Annotated in this window: 10 protein-coding genes; 1 reads left to right on the top strand and 9 read right to left on the bottom strand. The window is 64.0% G+C overall.

The features are described 5' to 3' along the window. Window position 1 precedes the first annotated feature (1 nt). The 5 genes from ACWTU8_RS06210 to ACWTU8_RS06230 all read right to left on the bottom strand — a co-directional run bounded on the left by ACWTU8_RS06210 (window position 2) and on the right by ACWTU8_RS06230 (window position 7,695). Complete coding sequence (locus ACWTU8_RS06210) at window positions 2-2,476, bottom strand: GcvT family protein (protein WP_455847429.1); 2,475 nt, start codon at window positions 2,474-2,476, stop codon at window positions 2-4. Next, window positions 2,473-3,654, bottom strand: coding sequence for a pyridoxal phosphate-dependent aminotransferase (locus ACWTU8_RS06215; protein ID WP_455847430.1), 1,182 nt, complete (start codon window positions 3,652-3,654; stop codon window positions 2,473-2,475). Before ACWTU8_RS06215 ends, ACWTU8_RS06210 begins: the two co-directional genes overlap by 4 nt. Next, window positions 3,654-4,553, bottom strand: a complete 900-nt coding sequence (locus ACWTU8_RS06220; RefSeq protein ID WP_455847431.1) for a homocysteine S-methyltransferase family protein — start codon at window positions 4,551-4,553, stop codon at window positions 3,654-3,656. The genes ACWTU8_RS06215 and ACWTU8_RS06220 overlap by 1 nt, the downstream gene beginning before the upstream one ends. Next, entirely contained in the window at window positions 4,550-7,003 is a 2,454-nt protein-coding gene (locus ACWTU8_RS06225) for a GcvT family protein (RefSeq protein WP_455847432.1), read from the bottom strand. Before ACWTU8_RS06225 ends, ACWTU8_RS06220 begins: the two co-directional genes overlap by 4 nt. 98 nt (window positions 7,004-7,101) lie before the next feature. Then, a complete protein-coding gene (locus ACWTU8_RS06230) occupies window positions 7,102-7,695 on the bottom strand; it encodes a helix-turn-helix domain-containing protein (RefSeq protein WP_287336010.1) in 594 nt (197 codons plus the stop codon). Between the two features lie 303 nt (window positions 7,696-7,998). Here ACWTU8_RS06230 and ACWTU8_RS06235 point away from each other — a divergent pair, with 303 nt between their 5' ends. Continuing rightward, a complete protein-coding gene (locus tag ACWTU8_RS06235; RefSeq protein WP_455847433.1) occupies window positions 7,999-8,703 on the top strand; it encodes a nitroreductase in 705 nt (234 codons plus the stop codon). A gap of 37 nt (window positions 8,704-8,740) precedes the next feature. Here the strand turns inward: ACWTU8_RS06235 and ACWTU8_RS06240 are convergent, their stop codons facing one another. From ACWTU8_RS06240 to ACWTU8_RS06255, 4 genes are read right to left on the bottom strand one after another with little or no spacing between them, the layout of a single operon-like run. After that, window positions 8,741-9,343 (bottom strand): sarcosine oxidase subunit gamma, encoded by a 603-nt coding sequence (locus ACWTU8_RS06240; protein ID WP_287336011.1) that lies wholly within the window; start codon window positions 9,341-9,343, stop codon window positions 8,741-8,743. Next, entirely contained in the window at window positions 9,336-12,329 is a 2,994-nt protein-coding gene (locus tag ACWTU8_RS06245; protein ID WP_455847434.1) for a sarcosine oxidase subunit alpha, read from the bottom strand. The genes ACWTU8_RS06240 and ACWTU8_RS06245 overlap by 8 nt, the downstream gene beginning before the upstream one ends. Beyond that, window positions 12,326-12,622 (bottom strand): sarcosine oxidase subunit delta, encoded by a 297-nt coding sequence (locus ACWTU8_RS06250; protein WP_095518537.1) that lies wholly within the window; start codon window positions 12,620-12,622, stop codon window positions 12,326-12,328. Before ACWTU8_RS06250 ends, ACWTU8_RS06245 begins: the two co-directional genes overlap by 4 nt. Before the next feature lie 11 nt (window positions 12,623-12,633). Then, window positions 12,634-13,893 (bottom strand): sarcosine oxidase subunit beta, encoded by a 1,260-nt coding sequence (locus ACWTU8_RS06255; protein WP_455847435.1) that lies wholly within the window; start codon window positions 13,891-13,893, stop codon window positions 12,634-12,636. Between the last annotated feature and the right edge of the window lie 191 nt (window positions 13,894-14,084).

Genomic DNA, 14,084 nt, shown 5'->3' on the forward strand with positions numbered 1-14,084 from the left:
GCTACATCCGTACCCGTTCCGACTTCGGATCATACATCGGCTTCAGCGATGCCTCGGCGGCGAAGCGCTCGCCGGCGATTTCGATCGCGTAGGACGACGACAGCACGTCCGCCTCGCTCTCGCCTTTGCAAGGCACGTAGCCGAGGCCGATGGCGCCGCCGAGATGATGGCCGTAATTGCCCGAGGTGATCGGGCCGACGATCTTGCCGTCGCGCAGGATCGCCTCATTGTGAAAGAGCAAGGGTTGCGTGTCTTTCAGGCGGAACTGCAGCAGCCGCCGGTCCAATCCGGTTTCTTTTTTTCTCAGCACGGCGTCGCGGCCAAGGAAATCGCCCTTGGCAGTCTTCACTGCGAAGCCAAGGCCTGCCTCCAGCACATTGTCCTCATCGGTGATGTCGTGGCCGAAGTGCCGGAAGGCCTTTTCGATGCGGCAGGAATCCAGCGTGTGCAGGCCGCAGAGTTTTAGGCTGACATCGTCGCCGGCCTCCTCGATCGCCTCGAACACGTGGGCGGCCTGGTCGGTCGAGACATAAAGCTCCCAGCCCAGTTCGCCGACATAGGTTACACGGTGGGCGCGGGCCAGCCCCATGCCGATTTCAACCTCCTGAAACGTCCCGAACGGGTTGGTCTCGTTGGAGAAATCGTTCGGGCTCAGCTTTTGAATCAGCTTCCTCGCATCCGGACCCATCAGGCAGAGCACGGCTTCGGCAGCGGTGACATCGGTGATGACGACGAATTCATGGGAGAGGTGTTTTTTTAGCCACGCGAGATCGCGCTGCAGCGTCGCGCCAGGCACGACCAGGAAGTAGGCCGTTTCAGATAGCCGTGAGACGGTGAGATCGCTCTCGATACCGCCGCGCTGGTTGAGCATCTGGGTATAGACGATCTTGCCCGGCGCCACGTCCATGTCGTTGGCGCAGAGTTTCTGCAGGAAGGCGCAGGCATCGCGGCCCTCGACACGGATCTTGCCGAACGAGGTCATGTCGAACAGGCCGACGCCGTTTCGGACGGCCAGATGTTCCTCGCGCTGGTTGTCGAACCAGTTCTGCCGCTTCCATGAATAGCGGTATTCGCGCTCCTGGCCGGGCCTGGCGAACCAGTTGGCGCGCTCCCAGCCGGCAACCTCGCCGAACACCGCACCGCGCGCCATCAGATGTTCGTGCAGCGGCGAGCGTCTGACGTTCCGCGAGGTCGCCATCTGGCGGTACGGAAAATGGTCGGCATAGAGCAGGCCCAGCGTCTCGGAGACGCGCTCCCTCAGGTAGCGGCGGTTCTTCTGGAACGGCTGGACGCGGCGGATGTCGACCTCCCACAGATCGAAGGGTGCCTCGCCGTCATTGATCCATTGCGCCAGGGCCATACCGGCGCCGCCGGAGGAAACTATGCCTATCGAATTATAGCCGGTCGCCATCCAGTAGCCGGAAAGCTCCGGCGCCTCGCCGAGATAGTAGCGATCATCAGGCGTAAAACTCTCGGGACCGTTGAAGAAAGTGTGGATGCCGGCGCTGGCCAGCATCGGCATCCGGTTGACGCCCATTTCAAGGATCGGCTCGAAATGCTCGAAATCCTCCGGCAACTGGTCGAAGCAGAAATCTTCGCGGATGCCATCCATGCCCCATGGCTTGGCCACCGGCTCGAAGGCGCCGAGCATCATCTTGCCGGCGTCTTCCTTGTAGTAGGCGCATTCATCCGGCACGCGCAGCACCGGCAGGCGGGTCAGGCCGGGGATCGGTTCGGTGACGAGGTAAAAGTGTTCGCAGGCATGCAGCGGGATGGTGACGCCGTTCTGGCGCCCGAGCTCGCGCGCCCACATGCCCGCGCAATTGACGACGACATCGGCTTCGATCATGCCTTGCTCGTCGCCTTGCGTCCAGGAGACGCCGGTAACGCGGCTATCCCTGGTATGGACCTTGGTTACCTTCACGTTCTCGACGATCGTCGCACCGCGCTGGCGCGCACCCTTGGCCAGCGCCATGGCGATATTGGCCGGGTCGCACTGGCCGTCGAGCGGCAGATGCACGGCGCCGACCACATCGGAAATGTTGAGATGCGGGTACATCTCCTTGACTTCATCAGGCGAAATCTCGCGCACGTCGACATCGAACGCGCGGGCGAGAGACGCCTGCCTATAAATCTCGTGCTTGCGCTCCTCGGTCAGCGCCACGGTGATCGAACCGACCTGCCGCATGCCGGTCCCGACATCGGTCTCGGCTTCGAGCTTGACGTAGAGGTCGGCCGAATATTTCGCCAGCCGCGTCATGTTCTGCGAACCGCGCAGCTGGCCGATCAAGCCGGCGGCGTGCCATGTCGTGCCTGATGTCAGCTGCTTGCGTTCGAGCAGCACGATATCGGTCCAGCCGAGCTTGGCCAGATGGTAGGCGACCGAACAGCCTGAAACACCGCCGCCGATGATGACGGCCCTTGCTTTGGGAGGAATGGCCTTTGTCGGGATGGTATTCTGGGGCAGGGCGCTCATGCCGCCTCACGGCGATAGTTGGAAGCGAAGCGGCGCAGGCGAAGGGCTGCTTCCAAAAGTATCGCCTCGGGCTGGCAGAGGCTGACGCGGATGTGGCCGGCGGCGGCCTCGCCGAAACTCGAGCCCGGCATGACGCCGACTTTTTCCTTGTCGAGGAAAGCCCAGGCGAATTTCTCGTCGTCCGGCTCGATGGCCGAGATGTCGAGCATGACATACATGCCGCCTTCGGAGCCGCGCACGGTGATGTTGTTCATGCCGCGCATGGCGTCGAGGACGACGCTGCGCCTTGCGGCATAGCGTTCGGCGATCTCCTTGACGCCGTAACCGTTTTCTAGCGCCTCGGCGCAAGCGAGGCTGATGAAGGCCGGCAGGCCGTAGGTCGTCACCAGATTGAGGTTGGTCAGCAGCGAGATCATCTCTTCTGGCCCGGTCAGCCAGCCCATGCGCCAGCCGGTCATGCCGTGGCTCTTCGACATGGAATTGATGACCAGCGTGCGTTCCGCCATGCCGGGTAGCGAGCGCGGCGAGATGTGCTCGCCGCCGCCCAGCGTCCAATAGACCTCGTCCGACAGCAGCCAGAGGTCATGTTCCCGGCAGATCTGCGCCAGGTCTTGCAGCCGCTGGCGGGCGTAGACAGCACCCGTCGGGTTGTTGGGCGTATTGATGAGGATGGCGCGCGTGTTCGGCCGAAGCGCGGCACGAATGTCGGCGGCTCGCGGCTGGAAACCATCCTCGGCGGGTGTCTCGACTACGGTGAAATCGGCGCCCGCTGCACTGAACGTGTTAGGGTAGGTTGCGTAATAGGGCGCCACCACGATGGCATGGTCGCCCTGGTCGAGAACGGCTTGTACCGCCGCGTAAAGCGCTGCCTGTCCGCCTGGCGTGGCGATGACCTGGTCGGGGTTGGTCGCAATGCCGGTGCACGCGGTCGATGCCGCCGCCATTGCCTTGCGCAGACGCGGAATGCCGGGAAGCGGGGTGTAGTGGTGGTTGCTGGCGCGAACCGCGGTCACGCAAGCTTCGATCGTTTGCGCCGGCGTGTCGAAATCGTGGTCGCCAACGGACAGCATGATGATGTCCTCGCCGGCCTCCTTGCGTGTCCAGGCAGCGAAATGAACCTCCCAGCCATCCTTGCCGGAAGGCACGATGCCGGAAATGCGCGATGATGGTCTGGGCATTATGCTACTCCCGAAATTTCGTAGCCGGCCTGTTCGAGCCGGTCACGCAGGGCGGCGATGTGAGGCGGTCCGACTTCACAGCAGCCGCCGACGATGCCGGCGCCGGCCTCAACCCAGCCGACTGCCTGGCCTGCATAGGCGTCCGGATCAAGGTCGTGGCGGGCGTGCAGCACTTCCGCGGTGCCGCCATGCTTGAGCGCCTCAATCGAGGTGAAGCCGTTGGCATAGGCGCCGACCGGGCCGCCGAGGCAGATCAGTTCGGGCAACGCTGCAGCAATCGCTTCGGGCCTGCAGCAATTGACCAGTCTAGCTGCGACCGGCAGCCCGTCGAGAGCGCTCGACGCAGCTGCAATGGCTTCGCCGCTGCGCAGTCGTGGTGCGCCGTGATCGGCAAGCGTCCAAGACACCCACACCGGTTTGCCGCTTTCCGACGCCGCGGTGACAGCCGCGCGCGCCTCCTCGGCCGACGCCATGGTCTCGCACAGGAACAGATCGACGCCGTCAGCCTGCTCGGCAACGATGCGGCGGTAGATGTCGAGCGTATCCTGGAAGGATATCGTCAGTGCCGGCGCGTAGCTGCCGAACAGGGGCGACAGGCAGCCGGCGATTGCCGCGTCGCCGGCCTGGTCGCGAGCTTGCCTTGCAAGTTCCATGCCGCGCTTCTGCAGCGGCTCGAACAGCTCTTCCGCGCCCTCCCGCGCCAGCCGTTCGGGCGTTGCCGAATAGGTGTTGATGGTGATGACACGGGCGCCGGCCCGGATGAACTCCGCATGCAGGTCGCGCACCAGGTCCGGTTCGTCGATCAGCACCCTGGCCGACCATAGCGGGGTGGGATCGGACTTGCTGCGGCGTACCAGTTCCTGACCCATGCCGCCGTCAGTGAGGATAACCGTCTTCACGCGCGCAACCTCTCGTTCTTTGGATCCCACAGCGGTTCGTCCTTCTGCACGATCGCTTTGAAGCGCTCGCCGAAGATCTCGACCTCGACCGTGGTTCCCGGCTCAGTGAGATCGGCCCGCAGCATGCCGAGCGCGATCGATTTGTCGATACGATGACCCCAGCCGCCGGACGTCGTCTCGCCGACTATCCGGCCGTCATGCCACAGCGTCGACATGGTGGGCGCATCGCAGTCGCCGGGGTTTTCGACGATCAGCGTGACAAAGCGTTTCTTGACGCCCTGCTGCTTCTCGTTCTGTAGCGCTGCCTTGCCGCGGAAGTCGGGCTTGTCCCATCTGACGAAACGCTCCAACCCACCCTGCAGGATCGAATAGTCGGTCGACAGGTCGCCTTTCCAGGCGCGATAGCCTTTTTCGACCCGCAGCGAATCCAGCGCGTACATGCCGAACGGCTTCAGGCCGTGCTTCTGGCCGGCCGCCCAGACAGCGTCGAAGACGGCGGCGGTGTCGTCGACCTTGGTGTGGATTTCCCAGCCGAGTTCGCCGGCGAAGGACACGCGCACCAGCCTTGCCCAACGGCCGGCGACCGTCGTCTCCTGGTGCGTCAGCCAGGGCAGAGCAAGGTCGGCGGCGCAGACATCGGCGAGGATTTTTCGCGAATTGGGCCCGGCGAGGATCTGCGTGGAGTATTCCTCGGTCCGGTCGACCAGCTTGAATGAAGCGTGCTTCGGCATGCGCCATTTCAGCCACTCGAAATCGTGCCACTGCGCCACCGCGGCGGTGATCAGCGTCATCAAATTCTCATCGTGGCGCACCACCGACATTTCGGTGACGATGCGGCCCTTGTCGTCGGCAAAATAGACGAGGCCGATGCGGCCGGGTTTCGGCACCAGCCCCGTAACCTGCTGGCTCAGCCATTCCGCAGCGCCAGGGCCGTCGAGGTTGAAGCGGGAAAAGCCGGGCAGGTCCAAAATGCCGGCGGCGTCGCGCACGGCGAGGCATTCTTCGCGGACGCGATGCTGCCATGGCCCGTCGCGACGGAAGGTCAGCGTCGCGGCTTCCGAAACATCGTCGCCGGCTTGCGCGTACCAGGTGGCGCGCTCCCAGCCATTATAGGCGTCGAACTGGGCGCCGAGCGCCTTGATGCGATCATGGATCGGCGACAGTTTGCGGTCGCGCCCAGCTGGCCAGGCATGGCGCGGAAACTGAATGGCGTATTCGTTGCCGTAGATTTCCATGCCCTTGGCGACGCAGTAATCCGGGGCCGAGGCATAGCTGGTGAAGCGGCGCGGATCGCAGGACCACATGTCCCACTCGGTCTGGCCCTCAGTCACCCATTCGGCCAGCACCTTGCCGGCGCCGCCGCCCTGGGCGATGCCGAAGGTGAAGACGCAGGCCTCGAAGGCGTTGGGCACGCCGGGCATCGGCCCGATCAGCGGATTGCCGTCCGGTGCGTAGGGGATCGGGCCGTTGATGACCTTGGACAGGCCGGCGGTGCCCAGGATCGGCACGCGGGCGACGGCATCGGCCAGATAGTCCTCCAGCCGGTCGAGATCGTCGGGGAACAGCTGGAAAGAAAAATCGTCTGGCATCGGGTCGTTGTGACCGACCCAATGCGCACGGCAATTGCGCTCATAGGGGCCGAGATTCATGCCGTTCTTTTCCTGGCGCAGGTAATAGGAGGTGTCGACGTCGCGCAGCAGCGGCAGTTTCTTGCCTTGCTCCTTCGACCATGCGGCCAGTTCGGGGATTTCCTCGAACAGGATATATTGATGGCTCATCACCATCATAGGCACGTCGCGGCCGAACATCTTTCCGACTTCGGCGGCACGGTAACCGGCGGCGTTGAGGACCACCTCGCAGCGGATTTCGCCCTGCGCGGTCTCGACCACCCACTCGTCGTTCTCGCGGCGCACGCCGGTGACCGGACAGAAGCGAATGATCTTCGCACCTAGGTCGCGGGCGCCCTTGGCCAGCGCCTGGGTCAGCTGCGCCGGGTCGATGTCGCCATCGTTCGGATCGTAGAGCGCGCCCTTCAGCTCATGCGTTTCGATGAACGGGTAGCGGCGCTTGATCTCGTCGAGCCCGATCACGTCGATGTCCATGCCCTGATAGCGGCCCATTGCCTTGGCGCGCTGGAACTCCTGCATGCGCTCGGCTGTATGGGCCAGCCTGAGCGAGCCGGTGACGTGGTAGTTCATGGGATAGCCGACCGCGTCGGCCAGCCCGCGATAGAGCTCCGTCGAATAGCGCTGCATGTTCATCAGCGACCATGACGAGGAGAAGGTCGGCACGTTGCCGGCCGCATGCCAGGTCGAGCCGGAGGTGAGCTCATTCTTTTCCAGGAGCACGCAGTCGGTCCAGCCCGCCTTGGCGAGATGGTAGAGCGAGGAGGAGCCAACGACACCGCCTCCGATGATCACCACACGTGCCGTGATCGGCAAACCGGCCATGTTTTTCTCCAAACCTAAAGCGCGGTCCAGCGCGCTTGATTCTGTTTTGATGCATGTCGTTATCCCAAAACCGCTGCACACTGTTGGGGGACATGCATTCAGTAAACAGGTGGCGAAACCACCCAGATGACTACCGCCGGCTCCGCTCCAGGATTGCGCCAGCGGAACGGCTTGCCGTCGAAGCGAAAAGAGTCGCCTTCGCCAAGCCGGTGCCAGACGCCTGATATCTCGATGTCGAAGCTGCCGGAAGCAACATACCCGGCTTCCTCCGTCGGCCGGCGCGCTTCGGTCTTCAGTTCAGCACCCGGCGCGAAGACCGAACGCAGCATTTCGAAGCTACCGCCGAGATCGGGCGACAGAAGCTCCTCCACCAATCCGGAATCGCTTGTACCAAGCGTGCGGCGGCTGCCGGCGCGCACGACCACGCCGCGCTCGTTCTCCACAGGCACGTCGTGGCTGAAGAACAGGCTGACCGGCACGCCGAACAATTCCGCAAAGGCTTTGAGATCGCTCAGCGATGGTATCGACAGGCCGCGCTCGACCTGACTGACCCAGCCGACGGAGCGGCCGAGCTTCAGGCCGATCTCGGCAAGGGTCAGACCGCGCGCTCTGCGCAGCGCCCTGATATCGCCGGCCAGCAGCCGTTCGCGGTTTTCCTGCTCCGATCTGACAGCGGTTGAGGGCAAAGCCATTTCTCTTGATGAAATTTCTTGGTGAGAAATCCCCTTCGTGAAAAAGTCGGGGCAAATTTCATGAGACGTCAGGTTCGTGAAAAAATCAAGAGGATTTTCATAGTGCCACAAGAATTGCTTGCGCCATTTTGGCAGTTCAGGCAAAGGCTCGGCCACGAACGGCGAGTGAGGGCGTCCGGTCGAGGCTTACGATGGAGCGCCACGCGTCAAATTGGACCCGCAATGGTGCTCTTTCATTTTCTGGACGGCGCATGATCCTTTCCGGATCGATTCCGGGTTCCGGGTCAGGCGCAAAGGACGCCCATGCTGGAAAACAGGACTAAGATTACAGATGATGCGGCGATCGTCGACGAGGCGATCACGTCGCGCCGCTCGGTCCGGGCCTTTCTGCCCGACATGGTCGACGACGAGACGATCCGCGCCATTCTCACCGTTGCCTCGCGCGCCCCTTCGGGCACCAACATGCAGCCCTGGCGGGTCTACGTGACCAAGGGCGAGGTCAAGCAGCGGATCACCGATGCCATCCTCAACTCCGGCATCCGTGCCGAAAAGGCCGAGTGGGACGAGTATCGCTACTATCCCGACCAGTTCTTCGAACCCTATCTCACCCGGCGGCGAGCCAATGGCTTCGGCCTCTACAGCGTTCTCGGCATCGGCCGGCGTGAGGTGGACAGGATGCGCGCGCAGCACGACCGCAACTTCGTCTTCTTCGACGCGCCGGTCGGCATGATCTTCACCGTCGACCGGCGGCTGAACAAGGGGTCTTGGATCGATTACGGCATGTTCCTGCAGAATATCATGGTGGCGGCACGGGGAAGGGGCCTGCACACTTGCCCGCAGGCCGCCTTTGCACCTTACCACAAGCAGATCAGGCCGGTGCTCAACATTCCAGACGAGGAGATCGTCGTCTGCGGCATGGCGCTCGGCCATGAAGACACGTCCAAGCCCGAAAACGAGTTCCGCACCGACCGCGCGCCGCTGGAAGAGTGGGTGACGTTCGCCAAATGAGATGGCGCCAAGTGAGGCGACGACGCGCCGTCTCGGTCTACTGCACTTCGTAACCGACTTCCTCGCTGGCGTGACAGAGCGCCTTCCAGAACGAGCGCGCAAACGACCGGAATACATAGATGTCGAACTGGTCGGCGCCGGTGCGCTGGATCTGGGCGAAGACGTCATGATGCATGGTCGAACGGCCGGCACCGACCGGAAAGGCCGGCAGCGCGAAGTCGATGGCGAAGAATTTCGCCAGCACCCATTCGGCCTTCGGTCCGGCGATGCGGATCGCGGTGCGGCCATGCGACAGGTCGGTCACCGTGCCGATCGCCGGCGTCACGACACCGGCAAAGCCCGACACCAGGCCCTCGGCCTCGTCGACCACCGTGAATTTTCCTGGCGCGAAACCGAACACCGATCTCACGCCGTCGGTGCTGCCGGCGCCGGCGCCATCGGGCAGAGCAAGGCCGGTCACGGTGCGGATACCGGCGATCAACTCCTTCTCCTGGCCCGGCCAGGCAGCGAGCTGCAGGATCGACCCCGGTCTGGTTTCGGAGAGGATGACATCGATGCCGTGTTCGAAATCGCCGTGCGAGCCGGTGCGCAGTTCCGGCTCAAGCGGTGCCGGCTCAAGCGGTGATTGGCGCTCAACCATGCATGCGGCTCCCGTCCGGATCAAAGAAGTGGTTGGAGACGATCTCGACCGGGCCGAACCGGTTGCGCAGGGGATCGGAGATATGGGCGCGCGTGCCGCGCCGTGCCTTGCCGTCCTTGACCAAAGCGAGCGCGATGTACTTGCCGAGCGCCGGCGAATAGCAGCAAGCGGTGATGTGGCCGATGGAATCGTGCGGATTGGCTTCGTCAAGCGCCTCGACTATGTGCGCGCCGCCGTTGAGCGGCTGGTTGTCCAGCGAAATCAGCCCGACGAGTTCCAGACGGCCGGGTGCGATCAGGCCCTCGCGATCCATCATAGCCGAGCCGATGAAGGGCTTCTTCTTGGACAGCATCCAGTCGAGATGCAGGTCGCGCGCCGTGGTGCGGCCGTCGATCTCGGCGCCGGTGACGTGGCCTTTCTCGATGCGCATTGTGCCCAGCGCCTCAAGCCCGTAAGTCACCACTCCGAACGGCTTGCCGGCTTCGATCAACGCTTCCCAGACATGGGTGCCGTAGCCTGCGCCGGAGTAAACTTCGAAGGCCATTTCGCCGGAGAAGGAAAGCCGGCAGATCATCACCGGCACGCCTGATACCTTCCCATGCACGATGCCCATGAAGGGCAGTGTGGCGTTGTCGACGGCAGTGCCGGTGACGCAAGCGGCAAGAATGGCTCGCGCCTTTGGCCCGCCGATCGCCGCACCCGCCCATTGGTCGGTCACCGAGGTGACGTGGACCTTCAGCTCCGGCCAGATGACGTCGAGGAAATATTCCAGGTGCTGCATCACCTTGCCGGCATTGGCGGTGGTGGTGGTCATCAAGAAGTCCTGTTCGCCGAGCCGCCATGTCGTGCCGTCGTCGAAGGCGAGGCCGTCCTCGCGCAGCATCAGCCCGTAGCGGGCCTTGCCGACGGCCAGCGTCGAGAACACGTTGGTGTAGACCCGGTCGAGGAATTCCGCCGCGTCCGGACCCTGCACGGCGATCTTGCCCAGCGTCGAGACGTCGACGATGCCGGCGCTCTCGCGCGTCGCCTTAGCTTCGCGTACATAGGCCTGCTCGATCGTTTCGCCGGCGTGGCCGTAGATCATCGGGCGAAACCAGAGGCCGGCCGAATACATGGTCGCGCCGTTGGCGACGTGCCAGTCATGCATCGGCGTCAGCCGCTCGGGCCTCAGATCACCGAACCGTTCGGCGGCGAGTGAGCCGATCGACACCGCCGAAAAGGGTGGGCGAAAACGTGTCGTGCCGACTTCGGGGATCGGCTTGCCCAATGCTTCGGCCATGATGGCGAGGCCCGGTATGTTGGAGCTCTTGCCCTGGTCGGTCGCCATGCCGAGCGTGGTGTAGCGCTTCAGGTGCTCGACCGAGATGAAGCCCTCGCGATGCGCCAGCCGCACATCCTCCGCGGTCACGTCGTGCTGGAAATCGACGAAGCTTTTTCCATCAGCCTTGATTTCGAACACCGGCGCCGGATCGGGATCGCCGGGTGCGGCTTCGACGACCGGCAAGGCCGCTGGCGTGCCCGTTCCACCCGCCGCGGAAAGGCCGGCGGCGCGGCCTTCGGCGATTGCCTCGGCGGTGGAAAAGCTGCCGGTGAAGGCGCCGGCGCCAATCCATCGCTGCGTCGCGTTCGGTGGTAGGAAGGCTTGTCTGGCGGCATTCCATTCCGCCTTGGCGCCGGCCTGGCTGGCCAGATGGATGGTCGGCGACCAGCCTCCCGACATCAGCAGGCAGTCGGCTTGAATGCTGCGCCGATCGCCGGCAAGCGCGCCGTTGACCATGTCGAAGCGCTGCACCTTGATGCCGGACAACGCCTTGCCGCCTTCGGTGGCGACCACGGCGTGAGCGGAAAGGTTCTTGGCCTCCACTTCGTCGGCGAGCTCGCGCATCTCGCTCGAAAGCTCCGGCCGCACGTCGACGATGGCGACGATCGCCGCACCGGCCTTCTTCAGCGCAAGCGCGGAGCGATAGGCGCTGTCATTGTTGGTGAAGAGCGCGATCCTGTTGCCCGGCAGCACGCCGTACTCGTTGGCGTAGCGCTCGGCGGCATGCGCCAGCATCACACCCGGCCGGTCGTTACCCGGAAACACCAGCGGCCGCTCGAAGGAGCCGGTGGCCAGCACCACCGATTTGGCGCGGATGGTCCAGTAGCGATGGCGCGGTTCGCCCTTGCCGGGCCTCTCCTTATGATCGGTGACCCGTTCGAGCGCGGCGAGCGTGTTGCCATCGTAGTAGCCCCAGACCGTGGTGCGCGGCAGCAGGCAGACATTGTCATAGCCTTCGAGCTGGCCGGCGGCTCGCGCTGCCCAGTCGGCGGCCGGCATGCCGTCGATCGTCTCGCCCGACCAGTTGGCCGAGCCGCCGAAATGCGGTTCGAGCTCGCTGAGGATGACACGCGCGCCCTGATCGGCGGCGGCCCTGGCAGCCATCAGCCCGGCCGGACCGGAGCCGACCACCAGCACATCGCAGAAAGCGTTCATGCGCTCATAGCGCGCCGTGTCGGCAGCGATCCCAGCACGGCCGAGACCGGCGGCGCGGCGGATGAAATGCTCGCAGAACATCCAGAAACGCGTGCCTTTCAGCGGGCCGATCGCAGGTCCCATGAAGGTCTTATAATAGAAGCCGGCAGACAGAAGCTTGCCGCCGAGCTGGTTGGCGGCGCTGAGATCCCAGGACAGCGATGGAAAGCGGTTCTGGCTGACGGCGGTCAGCCCGTCATAGATCTCGACCATGGTCGCGGCAATGTTGGGCTCGCGAACCTCGCCCCGCAGCACCGTCACCAGGGCGTTCGGCTCTTCGACGCCTGATGTCAGCACGCCGCGCAGGCGGTGATATTTGAACGAGCGCCCGAACAGGGTGACACCGTTGGCCAGCAGCGCCGAGGCAAGCGTGTCGCCGGCATGACCGGTGTAGGGCGCGCCGTCGAAGGTGAACCGGATGGTTCGCAGCCGGTCGATCCGGCCGCCGGCATCGGTGCGGCGCGGGCTCATGGCTTGCCCTCCGCCTTGTGGCGCGCGGCGGATTTGTGGTCGCCGCGCGCGAAGGCGACGCTGGAGACCTCGTGTGTCAGCGTGTTGCGCACGACCCTGAGGTGGGCGCGGCAGCCGCCGGAATGCTGCCAGATCTCGTTGTGGTCGCCCGCCGGGTTCAACCTGTTGTAGACATAGGCGTTCCAGGCATCGAGGTTTTGGGAGGCAGGCTGAGGGCGCTCGCGGTTGCCATCGCCCTGATAGGTGAACTCGATGACGTCGCGCGGGCCGCAATAGGGGCAGGTGATGAGCATCGATGTCCTACCTAATGCAGCCTAGGCGTTGCGCCCTGGCCCTTGTCGTCGATCACAAGGCCGCGATGGAAACGGTCGAGCGTGAAGGGGGCGTTAAAGTCGTGCGGCTCGTCCTTGGCGATTGTCCAGGCAAAGCACCAGCCGGAGGCCGGCGTCGCCTTGAAACCGCCGTAGCACCAGCCGCAGTTGAGATACATGCCCGGCAGCGGACCGGTGGTGATGATCGGCGAACCATCCATCGACATGTCGCAGACGCCGCCCCATGAGCGCAGCATGCGGACGCGGGCGAGACCCGGAAACAGTGCCAGCATCTCGCTCATCACCTCGTCGACAACAGGCAAACTGCCGCGCTGGGCGTAGCTGTTATAGCCGTCGAGGTCGCCGCCATAGACAAGCCCGCCCTTGTCCGACTGCGACATGTAGAAATGGCCCATGCCGAAAGTCAGAACCGTGTTGATGAACGGCTTCAGCGATTCCGTCACGAAGGCCTGCAGCACATGGCTCTCGATCGGCATGGTATCGATGCCGGCGAGCCGCATGACTTGCCCGGTGCTGCCGGCCACCGCGACCGCCACTTTCTTGGCGCGGATCTCTCCGCGCGACGTCGAGACGCCTGATATTCGGTCGCCGTCGCGCACGAAGCCGGTTACCTCGCAATTCTCGATGATGTCGACGCCGCGACGGTCGGCGCCGCGCGCATAGCCCCAGGCGACGGCATCGTGGCGGGCGGTGCCGGCGCGCCGCTGCATCAGGCCGCCGACGATTGGGAAGCGCGCCGTGGCGGAGACGTCCAGCGCCGGCACCAGGCGTGCGATCTCGGCCGTGGTCATCAGTTCGGCGTCGACGCCGAGATGGCGCATGGCGTTGCCGCGGCGGGCAAAATCGTCGAGCTGGGCGGGTGTATGCGCGAGGTTGAGGCAGCCGCGCTGCGAGAACATGACGTTGTAGTTGAGGTCGTGCGAGAGGTTCTCCCACAGCTTCATCGAATGTTCGTAGAAGCGCGTGTTGGCCGGTAGCAGATAGTTGGAGCGCACGGCCGTCGTGTTGCGGCCGACATTGCCGGATCCGAGCCAGCCCTTCTCCAGCACGGCGACATTGGTGATGCCGTGCTCCTTGGCGAGATAATAGGCGGTCGACAGGCCATGGCCGCCGCCGCCGATGACAATCACGTCATAGGACGCCTTAGGGTCCGGTTTGCGCCAGGCCGGCTTCCAGTCCTTGTTGCCGGTCAGCGCGTTTTTGAGAAGCGAAAAGGCCGAATATTCCGCCATTCTTTTTGTTATCCGTTCTGGCTTTTTGTCATCCGTTTTGGGCGATGGGGCACACTATAGAGCAGGCCGCTGCCGCAAAGCCAATATTGCGCCATCGCTTTTCGACTGGCCGACGCCGAGACCGCCGGACAGAGCGGACGGCTTGCTCCCCGGTATGAGCGTCTTTATCAAGGACGAGCTTTAGAACGCCT

It is taken from the genome of Mesorhizobium sp. BHbdii, assembly GCF_053848045.1.